The following is a 16,844-nucleotide window of genomic DNA, read 5'->3' as shown; positions in this document are numbered from 1 at the left end:
AAGATTATTCCGGTTTTTTACAGACCATAAAAGTGTTCTGTCCCTTGTGATCGTGAGGGAACACGACTCTTCCCTGTTTTATGCCTATAATCTTTTCTATTTCGAAATGTTCCGAACAGAGATTTGTAATTTCTTCGAGTGAAAACTCTCTCAGGTGCTGGGAGTTCACTGGAATATGTCCCAGACTGTTTTGAGGAGTGCTCAAAATCAGCCGTCTGCCGGGTTTAAGAATTCTGAACATTTCCTTGAAGTAAGGGGCCGGATCAACATGTTCAACTGTTTCAAAACTGGTGATTGCATCAAAGGTTTGATCCGCACAATCAAAGGCGGTAGCATCACCAATTTTAAAGGTCAGGTTCTCCTGTGTTGTTTCGGCGGCCGCGTTGCTGACAGTTGTTTCATCAAGGTCGGCAGCAATAACATGCGCAGCTTTTTCAGCAAGCATTTTTGCTCCGTAACCCGGCCCGCAGGCACAGTCGAGAACGGTCATTTTCGGATTGATGAAGTCAAGAGCCAGTTCATAATGAAACCTGAGCTGGTCGCCGGTTTTTATGCTTTTATTGCTGACCTGCATTCTTCCTTCAACATAAACACCATGCGCAATTTTTCGGCATTTTTTAAGCCATTCATCGCTGACAGGGGAGTATGATTTGAATCGTTCGCACTTGAAATCTGCGCTGTTGCTGAACATGAAAAATTTTGGATGAACTTTGAAGACTCCTGCTTCCGGTAAATTTTTGAGCATGGATACAACTTTTTTTAACCCGCTCAGCCTGTATATGTCCGCGGTAAGCTGGATGGGAAAATCATCCTCCATTTTTATGCAGTCCAGATTATTCTGCTCCGCAATTTTCAGCATTTCAGCCGCATGTTCAGGAAGCCATCCGAAGTGAAGTCCATCAACTCTCATGAATAATGTCTCGTCAGGAACATGTTGAAGAGCATTGATCATGCGTTCCAAGGGGCTGTCATCAAAGCCGTAAAAAACTTTAATTTTGTGTGTAGGAAACATTGAAGGCAGGTCGTCAAGCCGTCCCCCTTTATCAAAAGCTGGTGCAACTATATGAATTTCAGCGTCGGGAAATTGATTGAGTGCGCTTTCAACTGTCAGGGCAACAACAGGGCGACCATCTATTTCATTCATGCACCAGTCCGGCGCACCGCTCCATGCACGGGATGCTGCCTGTATCAGAATGATCGGTTTATTCATTTAATCCCTCTTGTGCCTGTTAAAAGAGTTCTGCTGCATGTTTACGCAAAAAGTATGAGCTGACAGGAGTGTCAAAGCGACTGTTCAATTCAGAAACTTTGAAAAACGATCTATATTTGTTCTGTAGTTCAATATCTTCGGGAGAGGTTTTCCATGTACCGTTAATTCTCTGGTGCATTTCAAGCATTGCCTCGCGAAGTTCATCCCCTGTGTTGTCTATAACCTCAATGTCGGAGTTTATGAACTTTTCAATCGGCCAGCGGCTGATTCCTGATTCCAATTGTTCCGAAACTTTGAGAATCCTTTTTTCGCGTTTGGACCAGAGCAATTTAAAAAGAATTAAATCTTCAGGGTAGCAATATTCAATCATTTCGAGACGGGCAACGTTAACTCTCAGGCAGGGAATTCTGAAAGCGCTGGCGACATGTTGTAAGCCGCTTTGAATCCCCACAAAGAACGAACATTTAGAGGTGAGATAAATGTCCATGAAATCAGAACGAATTCCGCTTGTGGCGTAGTCTATAAAGTTCGGGTGATCAATTTGGAGCGGAGCTTTGACAACACTTCCCATCCTCAAGACATTGTAATCATGTTTGAGCAGTTCTTCCGTTCCTGACTTAAAAGTGTCTATGTCCATATTTCTAGGCCGTTGCATATCGCCATCATTAAAGACAGGAATAGCCCCTTGAAGAAATACGGAATCGCGCCCCAGCAAACATACATGCGGGAGAGTCGGATCAACACCCATTGATTTCAGCGTTTCACTCCCCTTGATTACCTGAGCTTCGGTAAAAGCTATATGACGGTCAGCCTGCTGCAGCATGCACTCGAAATCGCGGGAAAACGCAATAATACGGGTATTCAAAAGGAGTTCGTGTTGCTCGGCCATATTGAAACGGCGGATTGCGTCGAGCAGATGTTTATTGAATCTGTGAATTTTCATTTTCCGGGCATAAAGTGAGGCAATTGTCTTGTTGGCGACTTTGTCATCTTTAAAATAAAAGAGGTCTAAGTAACCATCATGCCTGCCTAGATCTGTCTCAGATAGATAAATTTCACATTCCAGAGTCAAGTGCCCAAGACGGGTTGAATATATTTCACCGACTCTGATTTTTTTAAAAAAGCTTACAGCTTTAATCAACAGGGCGATTGTCCCTAACCCAGCCCACTTAGCTATTTCTTTTGCAGGTGAGGGGCGCAGGTTTGCATCGGCTGGTACATCAATATTCCTGACTGAAATTTTAACTTTAAGACTTTTAAAGCATGAATAGAAACTGACAGCTTTGACCACATTGTCATGGTCATAAGTCATGCCGCAGACAATGACGGCTTCATCAGGTTTGAAAAAAAGCATCGTTTTTAAGAGTGGCAGAAAAAGTGGGTGAAAATTACCTTTGAAATAACTTATATTGGGCAGGCTGTAGGTTTCCCTGTCCCGTTCGGGGACAAGAAGGTGGACTTCCGTAGTGTTGTAGTCAACCTTTGCTAGATAGTCTTTGATATAGCTTTGTTTAGCTGTACCTATAATAAGCAAACGTTTTTTTTTCATTGAAATCCGATTAATCCTGTTTTTGCTTATCTCTTGCGGGTCAAAGTCCTGTGAACTGCTTTAACAATATCTTCGGATGTAAGGCCGTATTCTTTAGCCAGATCTTCCGGCTCGCCAGATGCACCGAAAATGTCATTCACAGCCACTCGTTCAACAGGAACCGGAACGTTTTCGCAAACTATTTCCATCACAGCCCCGCCGAGTCCACCGTACTTGTTGTGATCTTCGCAAGTAACTATTGCGCCTGTTTCTTTTGCGGCCTTGATGACAGCCGCTTCGTCCATAGGTTTAAGCCATGACATGTTCAATACGCGGCATGATATACCTTCTTTCGCGAGATGTTCTGCGGCTTTAAGTGCGCGGTGAACCATGACTCCGACAGCCATTATTGTGGCATCGTTTCCTTCGCGGAGAACGTGGGCTTTGCCGTGTTCAAAAAATGTATTTTCGTCAAAAACATTAGGCAGCGGACTGCGTCCGGTTCGCAGGTATAACGGCCCTGTATTGTCGAGCAGATATGGCATCAGTGCTTTAAGTTCTATCGGGTCGGCAGGTGAGACAACGCTCATTTTGGGGATGCTGCGATATATGGCTATATCTTCAAGAGCCTGATGGGTTGCTCCGTCCGGGCCTACATCCAGTCCTAGATGGCTGGCGGCAATTTTTACATTGAATTCAGGGTAGGCTATTGAGTTTCTGGCTTGTTCCAGTGCCCGCATGGATGCAAAAACAGCGTAACAGGTAACAATCGGGATAATCCCTGATTCCGCAAGACCTGCGGCCATTGAGAACATGTTTTGCTCTGCGATTCCGCATTGAATAAATCTGTCAGGATATGCTTCGCGGAAATGATAAGTTCCAGTTCCGCCCGCAACGTCAGCATCAAGAACAACGAAGTCATCGCGTTGTCCGGCAAGTTCGGTAAGTATTTTCCCGAACGCGTCTCTCATATTTTCCATTATATCAGATCCTCGCAGCCACATTCACGCATGGCACATTCTCTTTCTTTTCCGGTGGGGCAGAGGCTGCCGTGCCATTTCGGCACATTTTCCATGTACGAAATTCCTTTTCCCTTAACTGTGTGGGCTATAATCATGGTCGGTTTTCCGGCCATAGTTCTTGCTCGTCCGAATGCGTTATCAATTTCTCGGAAATCGTGACCGTCAATTTCAATTACATGCCATCCGAACGCTTTGAATTTATCGTTCAAAGGTTCGAGGGCGGTAATATTGGTGTTCAGATCATCACTTTGAAATTTGTTGTAATCAACGATGGCAACCATGTTGTCCAGATTATGATGAGCAGCGAACATGCAGCCTTCCCATATCTGACCTTCATTTAATTCGCCGTCACCGAGCAGGGTGTATGTGCGGTTTTTTCTGCCTGCTCTTTTGGCTCCAAGGGCGCATCCGATAGCAAAGGAAAAACCCTGACCAAGTGAGCCTGAGTTGAATTCCACTCCGGGAGTTTTGATCCGGTCGGGATGACCTTGCAGCATTCCCCCGGCATGGCGCAGAGTTTTGAATTCTTCTTTGGAGAAGAATCCTTTTTCAGCAAGAGCCGCATAAAGAGAAAGGCAGGAGTGTCCTTTGGATAGTATGAACCGGTCACGTGCAGGATTATTCATATTTCCCGTGCAGTAGTTCATCTCGTTGCAATAAAGCCAGCTGATGATTTCAACACACGACAGTGAACCGCCGGGATGTCCTGATCCTGCATGGCAATTCATTATGATGATTGACTTTCTCAGTTCGGCAGCAAAGTTTTTAAGTTCGTCATATTTGGACACGTTTATGATTTCTCCTGTCGATATCTATACTGCACCTGTTAAAAATAAAGGCCGCCGTTGACGTTAATTGTCTGCGCTGTGATGTATGATGAATCATCGGAAGCCAGATATACTACGGTGTCGGCAACTTCAGAAGTTCCACCGAATCTTTTCATGAGCACATTTTCAGCCGCTTTCTGAACAGCCGGATCTTTAAGCCCTGCATCGGCCATTTCGGAAGCAATGAGGCCTGCGGATATTGTGTTGCATCGGATATTCCACTCTGCACCGAATCTGGCGGCAACTTGCCCAAGGGAGATAAGTCCGGCTTTGCTTGCCGCATAGTGAGCTGTACGTGGTCCGCCGTATTGACCGCTGACCGAACCTATATTGATTATGCTTCCGGCATTACTTTTTTTGAGAAGTTCAAGGCAACGCTGAGTGCAAAGGAACGGGCCTTTGAGGTTTACCCCTAAAATTTTATCCCAGTCATCAGAAGTTATTTTATCAAAGTCGGTTGGGTTATTAATTCCGGCATTATTGACCAGAATATCCAGTCGTCCCTCTTTTTCAGCGATATTAGCAACAACTGCGTCGACAGAAGCTTCGTCACAGACTTCAAGTTGGAGAGTGCGGGCTTTGCCGCCGTTTGCAATGATTGAGTTGACGGTTTCATCTGCACTTTTGCGGTCTGATACCCATGTGAGAATTACTTCTGCACCGTTTTCAGCCAGTTTGGAACTGATAGCTTTACCTATTCCCCGTCCGCCGCCTGTGACCAAAGCTATTTTGTTTTTCAATCTATTCATTGGAAATTATTCCTGTTCGGTATTTTTTTGTGCAATCACAAGTACGGTTCGGCCCATTCCAGCCTCGGCAAAGCAGCCGTATATTTTGTCCAGAAAATCTCTGTTTCCGCTTTTAGTCAGATTCAGCTCAAGTTGTTTGCGCATGGCGTGGCATTCTCGTCCGAGCTTGGGGTCATCGAGATAATTTTTACCCATGAGTAGAAAGAGTTCCATCGGAAACGAAACTTCTGAATGACAGGTAGTAAAACCGCAACGGGAGAGCAATCCTTCGAGTGAATTTTTATCAAAATAATTAATATGATGCGGAGGATTCACCCACCAAGGGCGTGTACTCATATCTTCGCTTAAAATTTTTTGAACGGGAGTATATTCATTTGGAACGCCGATAGCGATAAGTCCGCCCGGACGCAAAACCTGATTGCAGAGGTTCAGTATTGCGCGGGGATACGGAACATGCTCCAGAACATCGCCTAAGTGGACCACATCGAATTGATCCAGACGATCTGCACATTCCTGATCAAAGACAGCGCATTCCACATCAAGTCCCTGCGAGCAGGAATACTGTGCGGCCTTATCGGAAGGCTCAATTCCTTTAACTGTCCAGCCCCGTTTTTTTGCCTGACCGAGCAGGAATCCATTACCGGAGCCTATGTCTAAAAAGCTGCCAGTTCCGTTTGAAATTTTTTCGAGAGTTGCAAGCCGTGCATCATTAATGCTGTCCAGCCATTCTCTGTCTTCAAGCTGATGCTCAAGCATGAGAGGTTTATCTTTTACATGATAATCGTGCTTGTAAATTTCACGAAGTTCATCCTCATCCGGGATAGGAATGATGTGTTTGAAACCGCAAAGTTCGCAGTCTATCACATCAAAATCTTCCACGCTGTGCAGGACTGTTCCTTCGTGTTCTTTCCAGCTTTTTTTATCACTCACTTTTCATCACCAATGTTTCTGGATTCCAGCCGCTTGATTATGGCTGTTGCAATGTTTGAGGCTCCGTGTCCTATGTCTAATTTTTCGGCATTAGAAACCATTTCCGCCCGTAGTTTCGCATCGGAAATAAATTTTTGAAGGCTTTCTATAAGTTCTTGATCTGTCACAAGGTCATATCTGCCGAGTGATATAGCTGCACCAGTGTCATGCAATGCTGATGCCGAGCGGACGTGGTTGTCAGTCAGGTTTAATAGCAATTGCGGAGTGCGGCAGGTAGCCAGTTCATAAGCTGTTATGCCGAATGAGGCCACAGTCGCGTCACTTTGGACCATAAGCCGGGCAATATTTTGAACATTGCTAATAAGTTCAACCCTGTCGCCAAGCTTTACCGCTATCTTTTTGATTCTGTCCAGATTTTTGAACATGGGACCGATGATGACTTTTGCATGCCAAGGTTCTTTTACGGAGGATAAACTTTGTAATATTTTTGCGGTCAGTTCTGCCGGATCGCTTCCGCCTGCCGTTATAAGAAGTTTGGGTATGGAAGATTCTTCCTTATGTGATTCTATTCCGGCAATAGCTGTAAATTCTTTACGTAAGGGGATGTATTGCCAGCCACAAAAAAGTTCACCTGAAAAGTTATCCCAGTCCAGTTCTTGAACTTGCGGGACAGGAGGATAAAAAGCCAACTCGCTTTTTAACCGATTCGGTGTGGGGTCATCAATAGTGCATATGAGTATATTTTTAGCAGATGCGTTCGCGAAGAAAGCTTCTTCTAAAGAAATGAGCAGGTCGAGAACAACGGCGGCTTCGTCTGTAAATTTATACGAGTTGAAATCCGAGACTTCTATGACCTCAAATCCAGCATTACATATTTTGTTCCGGGCGGCTTCATTGCCTCTGAATACGAAAATACACTTGCTTTCGTGTTCATCTCTAAGCTCAGTGGCAAGGGCCAGACATCTTCCTACATGTCCGAATCCTCTTTCGAGGGAACCTTCGCAGAATAAAAGTATTTTGAGCGGTTTACGCATCGAGGACGAAAGCCTTGTATAGCCGCTCGGCAATTTCCCAATCTTCAATTGTGTCAATGTCCACGGCCATGTGGCGGGGCAGGAAGTAGGGCAGATTCAGACCTTCAGTTCTGTCGGGAGGAAGGTCAGTTAATTCCTGCCAGTAAAATTGCGCCGCATCATGAAAGAATGTCGGTAAATCCTGAGATCTACTTGGTGCATATTCGGGGAATGCGTATTGCACTCCGCCTTGTTCGTTCAGCTTAAAAGCTCGAAGTATGGGATATGCAAATTCTGTTACGCCCAGAACGCAGTTTGCTTTTTTTTCGCGCATCAGTTTGTAGCCTCCGCGCAAAGTCTCAGCTGTGATAAAGGGGTTTGCAAAAAACTGGCAGAATCTTTCTGGTTGACCAAGGTTTTCTTTTACCCAGTCGAGAGCGTGTTCTATGACCGGAGCAGTTGCAACAAAATCTCCGGCAAGCTCTGCCGGGCGCATAAACGGAACTTCTGCGCCGTATTCTTTCACCACTTCGGCAAACTCCTCACTGTCGGTGCTCACTATGATGTGATCAAAAAAGCCGCTCTCGCGGGCGGCTTCAATGGCATAGGCAATGAGAGGTTTTCCCAGAAACGGGCGGATCGATTTTTTAGGAATACGTTTGCTGCCGCCGCGAGCGGGAATGATTGCTACCTGCATATTTTCACTTGTCCGATGCTTAAAATTATTTGTTATCGCGTGTTTGGAAAGATGCCTGTGCGGAAACCCAGTCTTCTTCGAAATCAACTTCAATACACTTGTAATTAGAGATATCTACGGGCTTAATTTTAACACCGTCATGAATAATCATTTCAATGCCTTTTTCGAAGTAGTCGTTGTCGTCACATTTGCGCAGTGCTTCGGCGTAAGTCTTGAGATCCTTTTTGAGGATCATGTTTATACCGACCGCTTCGCCTTCCGCGTTTACGACTTCTTTAGAAATTTCATTGATGTAACCTTGATCGTCGCGAGTATATTTGACTTCTTCTTCGCCGCAGGATTTGCAATCAACACAGACAAAGCTGTCATCTTTAATACTTAAAACTTCGCGAATAATTGCTTTATCAAAAACAACATCCCCGTTCATCCAAAGAATGTCATCATCCAGATCTTCAATGGCGCAAAGGAGGCTCTTGGAGGTATTGGTGATGTAGTAGTTGGGATTGTATTTGTAGTAGACTTCGGGGAAATTTTCCATGATCAGGGTCATCTTAAAACCCACGACAATGATGATTTCATTTACTCCCAGATCTTTGAGAATTCTGACCTGTCTACCGAGAATGGTTTCTCCGTAAGGCAGAACTGAAAGAGATTTCGGGAAAGGTCTGCTGAGCCGACTGCCGATACCTGCTGCAAGGATGACTGCTTTCATGATATTTACTCCCTGTTTGCTAGAGATAGTTAGAAACTACATGTTTACCAAGTCTTTCTGCCGCGAGACCGTCCGCATTGCTAAAAGATAAGTCTCTAATTTTTTGCCTGACATCTACGAAATCATCAATGTTATTTAGCATGATCTCTTCAAAAGCGGTATAGAGATCATTCTCATTCATAACTTTTTTGCCCGGTGTCATTGAGTCGTAATCGAAAAGCAGTTCTCTGTTTTTACTGACATACTGTTCAAAGTCGTATGGATAGAAAACCATAGGGTTATCAACCAGCAGAAAATCGAAATAAACGGACGAATAATCTGTGAGCAGAACATCGCAAAGCGGAAGGAGCGGGTATGCATCACTTTTTGAATCCATCAACCGGATGTTTTCCGGCAGGGTTACCTTATTGATTGTCAGATATGGGTGAAATTTACAGATGAACATAATATTATTCTTTTTGCAGAATTCTGACATGCGCATCAAGTCTATGGCTCCGTCTTCGAATGGGCTGCCGCCGGTGTCTCGGAAAGTAGGCATGAAAAATACAGTTTTGCCACCAAGCTTACGAAACTTTACAAGCTCTCCATAAAGATCGCGGTCGGCATTGATCATGTCGTATTTTGTCGGGCGACGTTTGAGAACATCGTTGCGCGGGTAACCTGATTCGATAAATTCTTCGGCTTTAAATGCTTTTGCAAAAGCTTTTTCAGTGAAAAATGGTGAAGTTGATACCACAGCATCATAACCTGAGTATACGAAAGTTAAATGCTTCGCTTTTTCAGGATTCATGTTCACAGTGGAGTTTATTTCTGGAAAGCCGATGGCTTTTAAGGGGATGCCATGCCAGAGTTGTACTGTTTTTGCGCCTGAGAGTAAGGCCCACAGAAACTCTTGATCTTTCCAATGAAAATCATCGGAAACAACAATTCCTGTTCTTGCCATAATATCCGCGGCATCAGGATGATTCACCCATGTTGCGGGTAGTCCCTGCGCTTTAAGAATATCAGCTTCTTTTCTGTCGAAGGCCATAAAATGGCACTCCAGTTCCGGTCGTTTTTTCACACAATAAAGGAAGAAATATTTAACATTATCCATGAAACGACTGCCCGCACGTCCAAAGAATATGGTGAGATTCTTTTGTTTGGGAATGGATGAAGCCAGTTCTTGAATTTTTGTCATTTCATTTTGCGGCATGAAAGCTCTCTATTAAGGTTTTATTGAAAAGTATGATTTTTTTGACGTTTATTCATAGGCTATTCAAATTAAATGCCAAAAACAATGAAAAGTGAATAGTACATAATAATTCATTATTTTATTTACTATTTATAATTACTAAATTTTATAAAAATGGCCTTGTTAATCGTATTATTGTACGCTAGTTTCCGCCCATGCGAAACACAGCTGATAGAATTAGACATACGTTACTTTTTGAAATAATTGGCATTTCTGCTTGCGTTCCTCTTGCATCGTGGATTCTTGATAAAGGTATTGCGCAGTTGGGAACAATGAGTTTAGCGATTTCATTTACCGCAATGTGTCTGAATTTTATCTTTAATTTGTCATTTGATAAAGCGTTGATCAAGCTTGGAAGGCCGGTAAATGTCAGGCCGGCATGGATGAGAATATTTCATGCTACGTTGTTTGAGGTTACCTTGCTTGCCCTCACTCTTCCCGGCGTTGCATGGTGGCTGGAGATGACTATGTGGGATGCGTTTGTTACGGATTTGGGCTTTGCTTTATTCTTTTTGGTTTATGCCTTTTTCTTTAACTGGACGTACGATGTTGTGTTTCCAATGCCGGTAACTCTTGTTCCTGCTACGGCTGAAAATAGTTAATTCAGTTGTTTATTTTCTATGTCTAAATAATTTCCCGAGAACAGATTTCTTTTTGCTTGTTGCACTTTCGTCGTGGTCACAATTTTCTTCTTGAGCACTGTTCCCTTCCTGATAATCAGGTTCTGTTGCTTCTTCCTTATTCTTTCCTGAAAAACTTGCAAAATGTGCAACCTTCTGGGCTTGCCGTGCTGAATAACGTGCGGCCTTTCCTGTTGCTTCGAATGCCTTATCTTTTGAATCCACAACCTTTCTTGCCGCACTCATGGCCTTATCACCAGCTGAACGGGTAATTGTTTTCAAGTAGGCTGAGGTTATCATTTTTGTAGAATTGACGGCAATGGAGAGCAGCAAGCCTGCGGCCTCTTTGAGCACTCCTCTGCGATATCCGGCGGTTTTTTTGTCCGCCCTGTAACTGAAATGACCCCGTGTGATAATGCCCACTCTCAGAGCTAGAAACGCATTTGTGGAACCGTCCAGTATAGACGCGGTTATTATAGAGGTCAGCCCGCCGGCGCCGGGAATCATACCGAGTGCTGAACCTGCCAGAACGGGCGACATTATCGCTTCAATTTGCGATTGAATGTCCAGATCCTCCACTGCACTTGCAAAAAAAGCCGTTACCGCGACATTTGAGTATACGGAAATCATATCCCGTAAGGACGGGCGTTGATTGTATATTTTAGAGACATCCCATACCAGCTTGGTGAGCGAACCCAACACGATAAATGAATCAAGCTTGCCGTTTTGCGAAATAGCCGTGCTTAGAAATATTCGCGAGGCTACGGATTTCATTTTTTCTGTGGAAATTTCGTCCAGACCGTTCAAAGCAAGGTCGAGGTCCTCATTTCTTGAAAGATTAAGCTTCATTTTTCGCACGTGTTTATTACTGCGCAGTCTTTTACACAGCTTGCGAATATATTTTTCTTGTTCGGCGGGAGTGGGGTTGTCCGGCATGGTCAAAGGGCCGGGGCGGAAAATGAACATCACCAGAGGACTGATACATATGATCAAAAACAACCCGCTCAGTCCGAATAAAATGTAATCATATGACTGTGGAAAGTATGAGGCACAAAGCTGTGCCAGCGCTGAAATCTGATTCAGCATGAATAGAATAAAACCTGCAAGCAGCAGAAACATTCCGGCAGATATTAATCTGGTCAGCGTTTTTGACATTATATACCTCGCCCGTTTCGGACTTTTTAGTCGGTCTTATTCCCTTCTATATAATTGCAGTCTCATACGTCAAACAGGGAAAAATCATGAATATATTTTTTTACGCTTAATTTCTCTTTTAACTCTCAAGCAAATTCAATATCGTCAATTTTTAAAATCATTGTAGCACTTTGCGTAAATTCGCAATGGAGTAGTAATTGTATAGCGAAAGGTCAGCCGTACGAGTCGGAATAGCACAGGTTCTTGCCGGATCTGCACTAATTTCACTGGTGGGCATTTTTATAAAAATACTAGTTGTTGATTACGCTTTGCCCATTCTGGTTATGGGATTCTGGCGTAATTTGTTCGTCTGCTTAATTTTGCTGGTGGCGCTGAAAATTAAGCGTCCCGCATTGTTGCGTGCCGGACGTGAAAATATCTTTTTGCTGGGAAGCTACGGGCTGGTTCTGGCGTTGTTGAACGGTATATGGGGCGGGTCCGTATTTTTCAACGGGGCTGGAGTGGCAACAGTTCTGGTGTATGTTTCCGTGCCTATCACTGTTCTGGGCCAATGGTGGCTAGGGGGCGGAAAACCCTCTGCTCAGATTATTCCTTCCATTGTTTTTTGTTTGGTAGGTTGCGCGCTTGTTTGCGGAGTGCAAGGTATTTCAGACTTTGCGCTGACTCCTATAGGCATTTTTCTGGGATTATTTTCGGGCATTTTTTATGCGGCATATGGTCTTATGGGCAGAGCGTGTGCCCTTCGAGGGCTGAATCCATTTACCGTGCTCATGTATATTTTCGGCTTTGCCGCGTTTTTTATGCTCATCGCAAATTTATTTTCGGGCGGGGCGATACCCGGAGCCGCAAGCGAACCTGCACAGATTCTATTGCCCGATGCGCCACTTAAGGTGTGGGGTATCATTTTGACACTTGCTATCGGGCCGACCATGATCGGCTGGATGCTCATCAATATGAGTATGTCCCGTTTGTCTCCTTCAGTGGTGAATATTTTATTGACCACAGAACCCATGATGACAGCACTGGTTGCCATTCCGGTTTTGGGAGAATTTATGACCACGATGCAGTGGGCGGGGTGCTTTATGATTATCGGCGGGGTTGTTCTGCTTAAGAGGCGAAATTAAAATTATACATCATTGGTCATAAAAAAAGGGGAGCCGCGAACGGTTCCCCTTTTAATTTGGTGCTTTTTAAAATCTCTATACGTTGAAGAGGAAATGAACAACGTCGCCATCTTTGAAGACGTACTCTTTACCTTCGGAACGCAGAACTCCGGCCGCGCGGCAGGCTGCTTCTGTGCCGTGCGTGACGTAGTCTTCGTAACCGATAACTTCAGCGCGGATGAATCCTTTTTCAAAGTCCGTATGGATAGCGGCGGCAGCACGTGGTGCTTTATCCCCGTCATTAATGGTCCATGCGCGAACTTCTTTTACTCCGGCAGTAAAGTAGCTGATCATGCCGAGGGTCAAGAACCCTGTGCGGATGATTTTAGCAAGGCCGGATTCGGTCACGCCGTAAGATTCAAGGAAATCCTGATATTCTTCATCTTCAAGACCGATAAGTTCTTCTTCCATCTTGGCGGAAATTTTTACGAACGCAGCGCCGCGTTCTTCTGCCAACTTCATTACGGATTTAACGTAATCATTATCATCTGTCAGACCGTTTTCATCAACGTTCGCGCAGTAGATAACTTTTTTAGAAGTGATCAAGCGCAGGTCTTTGAGCAGCTCATCCATGATGTCGGTGTCGAGTTTATCATATGTGTTGGCTTGGTTGCCTTCGTTCATGAACTCAAGCAGTTTTCTGCCTTCTTCAACTTTAGGACCGAAAGACTTGTCGCCTTTGATCTGCTTAGCCATGCGTTCAACACGGTTTTCAAGAACCTGAACATCGGAAAGAATGAGTTCGGTTTCAATGATATCAATGTCGCGGATAGGGTCGACAGAGTTGGAAACATGGATAACATCGTCGTTGTCGAAACAGCGGACAACATGGAGAATGGCCTGTGTTTCGCGGATGTTACCAAGAAATTTATTACCGAGTCCTTCACCTTTACTAGCTCCGGCAACAAGTCCGGCGATATCGATGAAGTCTACAGTGGAACTTTGAACCCGCTGAGGCTTAACAAGCTCGGAAAGCTTATCAAGGCGAACGTCCGGCACTGGGACAACAGCTTTATTAGGTTCAATGGTACAGAATGCGTAGTTTGCACTTTCTGCGTTCTGAGCTTTTGTGAGGGCATTAAAAAGTGTGGATTTGCCGACATTTGGCAAGCCCACGATTCCTATACTAAGGGCCATATCGGTGGTACTCCTGAATTCTTTATTGTGGGGGTAGGGTGTTTAAAACAGACCTACGCGGCCCTCAATACCTTGCTTCGCTGTGATGGGCAAGGGAAGAATGGGTGGCACGTTATTTTGGCTCGGGGTCGCCCTCGGTATTATTTGAGTCAGCGTCTTTGGCTTCTTGTTCTTCGCGGCATACTTCGGCTAGGAAATTTTCGAACCATTGTTTGTTGCGGACGTTGTCTAGAAAATTCTCTGTTTTAAGGCTTTTGCTGTCCACAAAGTTGTTGTTTTGTTCTTTTGAGAACTCAAGCCTTTTTTGGCATTCTTTAAAGTCTTTTTGTAGCGAGGCTATGCAGGCAAGGTTGTATGCTCCGTATCCTGTTTTAATAGATTCAGCTTTAAGACATTTTTCTTTGGCTTCTTCTAATAAAGAATTGTCGATTTTGTTTTGATTGTGAGTTGCTTTTGAGACTAATAATATTCCCCAAAGGTTCCATGCGTTGTGGAGACCTTCGTCTGTACCAGTGGCTTTTTTGTATTTATCTTGGGCCTCAATGAATAAAGTTTCTCTTTGTTCCTCTGGTGCATTTTTATACTTTTCAGCCAGTAAGTATCCCCAATTATTCCATGCTTTAGAGTACTCTTCGTCTGCGTTAATGGCTTTTTTGTATTTATCTTGAGCCTGAATAAATAACTCTTCTTTTTGTTCTTCTGGTGTATTTTTATACTTGTATGTTAGTAAGTACCCCCAATTATTCCATGCGCTGAGGAAACTCCCATCTATATCAGTGGCCTTTTTATATTTATCTTGAGCCTGAATAAATAACTCTTCTTTTTGTTCTTCTGGTGCATTTTTATACTTGTATGCTAGTAAGTCACCCCAGTTATTCCATGTGTTGAGGAGACTTCCATCTATGTCAGTGGCTTTTTTGTATTTATCTTGAGCCTGAATAAATAACTCTTCTTTTTGTTCTTCTGGTGCATTTTTATACTTGTATGCTAGTAAGTCACCCCAGTTATTCCATGTGTTGAGGAGACTTCCATCTATGTCAGTGGCTTTTTTGTATTTATCTTGAGCCTGAATAAATAACTCTTCTTTTTGTTCTACTGGTGTATTTTTATACTTGTATGCTAGTAATTCACCCCAATTATTCCATGCGCTGAGGAAACTCCCATCTATATCAGTGGCCTTTTTGTATTTATCTTGGGCCTCAATTAATAAAGTTTTTCTTTGTTCCTCTGGTGCATTTTTATACTTTTCAGCCAGTAAGTATCCCCAATTATTCCATGCACCAGCGAAACTTCCGTCTGCATCAATGGCCTTTTTGTATTTATTTTGAGCCTGAATAAATAACTCTTCTTTTTGTTCTACTGGTGCATTTTTATACTTGTCTGTTAGTAATGATCCCCAATTACTCCATGCGCCAGCGAAACTTTCGTCTGCATAAATGGCCTTTTTGTATTTATCTTGAGCCTGAATAAATAACGTTTCTTTTTGTTCTACTGGTGCATTATTATATTTGTATGTTAGTAATGATCCCCAATTACTCCATGCGCTAGCGAAAGTTCCGTCTGCATCCGTGGTCTTTTTGTATTTATCTTGGGCCTTAATAAATAAAGCTTCTTTTTGCTCCTCTGGTGCAGTTTTATACATGTCTGTTAGTAATGAGCCCCAATTATTCCATGCTATAGAATGATTTTTATTTAATTCGGTAGTAATTTGGTATTTATCTTCTGCTAACTTAAAATAATGAGATTTTTCTTCAAAGTTAGAATATTGGTCGACCTTCATTTGGAATAAATACCCCAGCTTAAAGTTATTTTCTATATCAATAGGAAATTCTTGGGATATAGTCTTCCACAAAGTGATAGCTTTATCCCATTCTTTTTTTAATTCATGGTAAAGAGCTTTTGCTTTAAGGTGAGTATAAAATGATTTTGATTCACTTTCAGCTACAGTTTTGACAGCTTCTTTGTCCGAATCTGACATGTCTTTTGCTTCAGGTGTGTTTAAATCATGAACTATTACTTTCCCTTTTTGAACTATCTCATCTATTTCTGAAAGTTTTAGTTCGCATTGTTTTGTCATTTCTTCACATTTACTGGCTAAGATCTCTATTTCTTTTTTTTTATTTTTTGCACCGTCTGTAAATTCTTTGATTTCATCTTCAAGTTTTCTTTTGTTTTCTATTGCGGATTGTCTTTGTTGGCGAATAAATAAAATACCCAAAAAGGTGAGGATCAGTCCAACTGCTATAGTTATATATGTAAGTATTTCATAAAATCTTTCAGTATAATTTTTTTGAGTTTCAACCCATTCTTTTACATGTTCAGCCTTATCTTTCGTCCGCTCAAACCACATCTGCCCACTATCCTTAAGCTGAGCATCACGAATCTTTTCAACCTGCGTCTTAACAACAGAAATATCTTTCTGAACACTTTCAATCTTAACAGAATTTATAGTTGCAGTTGGCATTTGAGTTTTAGTTTCGACAAGCGGCTTTGCAACCGCCGACCCCACAACCCCCATCACGAAACAAACAGCAATAGCAGCAATAACAATCCGCCCAAATCCCGCAAACCGAATATTAAAACCGCACATATTTATATCCTTACTCAACCATTAATATCTAAAATTATATTTATCAAAAAATAATATCTGAACTCTTGTACTGTCTCTACTGAGGCAGGTCTAGTCTTTCAATAAATAAAATAACCCATACATATCCCGCTAACTACCTAAACAAATGAACCTTCCCCTTAATTGAGATTCTAAAGAGGCATGCCTTTTTAGCTGCCGGGGAGCTGCCCTCGCACGATCTCCCGCATTTCATACCCTAAACAATCCCCTTTACGCAT

General features: G+C 43.0%; 15 protein-coding genes. 2 read left to right on the top strand and 13 right to left on the bottom strand.

The genetic code is table 11. The features are described 5' to 3' along the window. Positions 1-4 precede the first annotated feature (4 nt). The 10 genes from BLT41_RS00750 to BLT41_RS00705 are packed head-to-tail and all read right to left on the bottom strand — an operon-like array spanning position 5 to position 9,883. Entirely contained in the window at positions 5-1,210 is a 1,206-nt protein-coding gene (locus tag BLT41_RS00750; RefSeq protein ID WP_092157279.1) for a methyltransferase domain-containing protein, read from the bottom strand. Positions 1,211-1,229: 19 nt separating this feature from the next. Further along, a complete protein-coding gene (locus BLT41_RS00745) occupies positions 1,230-2,759 on the bottom strand; it encodes a TIGR04372 family glycosyltransferase (protein WP_092157278.1) in 1,530 nt (509 codons plus the stop codon). 26 nt (positions 2,760-2,785) lie between these two features. After that, complete coding sequence (locus tag BLT41_RS00740) at positions 2,786-3,718, bottom strand: transketolase family protein (protein WP_092157277.1); 933 nt, start codon at positions 3,716-3,718, stop codon at positions 2,786-2,788. Beyond that, on the bottom strand, positions 3,718-4,548 hold the full coding sequence (locus BLT41_RS00735) for a transketolase (protein ID WP_092157276.1): 831 nt from the start codon (positions 4,546-4,548) through the stop codon (positions 3,718-3,720). The genes BLT41_RS00740 and BLT41_RS00735 overlap by 1 nt, the downstream gene beginning before the upstream one ends. A gap of 38 nt (positions 4,549-4,586) precedes the next feature. After that, positions 4,587-5,336 carry an SDR family NAD(P)-dependent oxidoreductase gene (locus BLT41_RS00730; RefSeq protein WP_092157275.1) on the bottom strand — a complete coding sequence of 250 codons (750 nt, stop codon included), beginning with the start codon at positions 5,334-5,336 and terminating at the stop codon, positions 4,587-4,589. Between the two features lie 6 nt (positions 5,337-5,342). Beyond that, positions 5,343-6,266, bottom strand: a complete 924-nt coding sequence (locus tag BLT41_RS00725; protein WP_092157274.1) for a class I SAM-dependent methyltransferase — start codon at positions 6,264-6,266, stop codon at positions 5,343-5,345. Next, positions 6,263-7,300 carry a PseG/SpsG family protein gene (locus BLT41_RS00720; protein ID WP_092157273.1) on the bottom strand — a complete coding sequence of 346 codons (1,038 nt, stop codon included), beginning with the start codon at positions 7,298-7,300 and terminating at the stop codon, positions 6,263-6,265. Before BLT41_RS00720 ends, BLT41_RS00725 begins: the two co-directional genes overlap by 4 nt. Next, positions 7,293-7,976 (bottom strand): pseudaminic acid cytidylyltransferase, encoded by a 684-nt coding sequence (gene pseF / locus BLT41_RS00715; RefSeq protein WP_092157270.1) that lies wholly within the window; start codon positions 7,974-7,976, stop codon positions 7,293-7,295. The genes BLT41_RS00720 and pseF overlap by 8 nt, the downstream gene beginning before the upstream one ends. Positions 7,977-8,001: 25 nt before the next feature. Next, on the bottom strand, positions 8,002-8,688 hold the full coding sequence (locus tag BLT41_RS00710; RefSeq protein ID WP_092157268.1) for a phosphocholine cytidylyltransferase family protein: 687 nt from the start codon (positions 8,686-8,688) through the stop codon (positions 8,002-8,004). Between the two features lie 19 nt (positions 8,689-8,707). Then, a complete protein-coding gene (locus tag BLT41_RS00705; RefSeq protein WP_092157267.1) occupies positions 8,708-9,883 on the bottom strand; it encodes a CDP-glycerol glycerophosphotransferase family protein in 1,176 nt (391 codons plus the stop codon). Positions 9,884-10,077: 194 nt separating this feature from the next. On the opposite strand from BLT41_RS00705, the gene BLT41_RS00700 reads away from it, so the two are divergent. Beyond that, on the top strand, positions 10,078-10,524 hold the full coding sequence (locus BLT41_RS00700) for a PACE efflux transporter (RefSeq protein WP_092157266.1): 447 nt from the start codon (positions 10,078-10,080) through the stop codon (positions 10,522-10,524). Positions 10,525-10,533: 9 nt separating this feature from the next. Here BLT41_RS00700 and BLT41_RS00695 read toward each other — a convergent pair whose 3' ends face one another. After that, positions 10,534-11,697: a DUF697 domain-containing protein gene (locus tag BLT41_RS00695; protein ID WP_139167310.1), complete on the bottom strand. Its 1,164-nt coding sequence runs from the start codon at positions 11,695-11,697 to the stop codon at positions 10,534-10,536. A gap of 197 nt (positions 11,698-11,894) precedes the next feature. Here BLT41_RS00695 and BLT41_RS00690 point away from each other — a divergent pair, with 197 nt between their 5' ends. Further along, positions 11,895-12,821, top strand: a complete 927-nt coding sequence (locus tag BLT41_RS00690; RefSeq protein ID WP_092157265.1) for a DMT family transporter — start codon at positions 11,895-11,897, stop codon at positions 12,819-12,821. A gap of 75 nt (positions 12,822-12,896) precedes the next feature. Here BLT41_RS00690 and ychF read toward each other — a convergent pair whose 3' ends face one another. Next, positions 12,897-13,997, bottom strand: coding sequence for a redox-regulated ATPase YchF (gene ychF, locus BLT41_RS00685; protein ID WP_092157263.1), 1,101 nt, complete (start codon positions 13,995-13,997; stop codon positions 12,897-12,899). A gap of 112 nt (positions 13,998-14,109) precedes the next feature. Next, positions 14,110-16,587: a tetratricopeptide repeat protein gene (locus tag BLT41_RS00680; protein WP_092157262.1), complete on the bottom strand. Its 2,478-nt coding sequence runs from the start codon at positions 16,585-16,587 to the stop codon at positions 14,110-14,112. Positions 16,588-16,844 lie beyond the last annotated feature (257 nt).

Source organism: Maridesulfovibrio ferrireducens (assembly GCF_900101105.1).
Classification (GTDB): Bacteria; Desulfobacterota; Desulfovibrionia; order Desulfovibrionales; family Desulfovibrionaceae; genus Maridesulfovibrio; species Maridesulfovibrio ferrireducens.
Note: the sequence above shows the minus strand (reverse complement) of the source record. Positions and strands in the feature narration are given on the sequence as shown.

Excerpts from the sequence above, each read along its gene's own strand:
- BLT41_RS00710 (WP_092157268.1), bottom strand. The coding sequence starts at position 8,688 with ATGAAAGCAGTCATCCTTGCAGCAGGTATCGGCAGTCGGCTCAGCAGA.
- BLT41_RS00700 (WP_092157266.1), top strand. The coding sequence starts at position 10,078 with ATGCGAAACACAGCTGATAGAATTAGACATACGTTACTTTTTGAAATA.
- BLT41_RS00720 (WP_092157273.1), bottom strand. The coding sequence starts at position 7,300 with ATGCGTAAACCGCTCAAAATACTTTTATTCTGCGAAGGTTCCCTCGAA.
- BLT41_RS00680 (WP_092157262.1), bottom strand. The coding sequence starts at position 16,587 with ATGTGCGGTTTTAATATTCGGTTTGCGGGATTTGGGCGGATTGTTATT.
- BLT41_RS00750 (WP_092157279.1), bottom strand. The coding sequence starts at position 1,210 with ATGAATAAACCGATCATTCTGATACAGGCAGCATCCCGTGCATGGAGC.
- BLT41_RS00730 (WP_092157275.1), bottom strand. The coding sequence starts at position 5,336 with ATGAATAGATTGAAAAACAAAATAGCTTTGGTCACAGGCGGCGGACGG.
- pseF (WP_092157270.1), bottom strand. The coding sequence starts at position 7,976 with ATGCAGGTAGCAATCATTCCCGCTCGCGGCGGCAGCAAACGTATTCCT.
- BLT41_RS00745 (WP_092157278.1), bottom strand. The coding sequence starts at position 2,759 with ATGAAAAAAAAACGTTTGCTTATTATAGGTACAGCTAAACAAAGCTAT.
- BLT41_RS00740 (WP_092157277.1), bottom strand. The coding sequence starts at position 3,718 with ATGGAAAATATGAGAGACGCGTTCGGGAAAATACTTACCGAACTTGCC.
- ychF (WP_092157263.1), bottom strand. The coding sequence starts at position 13,997 with ATGGCCCTTAGTATAGGAATCGTGGGCTTGCCAAATGTCGGCAAATCC.
- BLT41_RS00695 (WP_139167310.1), bottom strand. The coding sequence starts at position 11,697 with ATGTCAAAAACGCTGACCAGATTAATATCTGCCGGAATGTTTCTGCTG.
- BLT41_RS00705 (WP_092157267.1), bottom strand. The coding sequence starts at position 9,883 with ATGCCGCAAAATGAAATGACAAAAATTCAAGAACTGGCTTCATCCATT.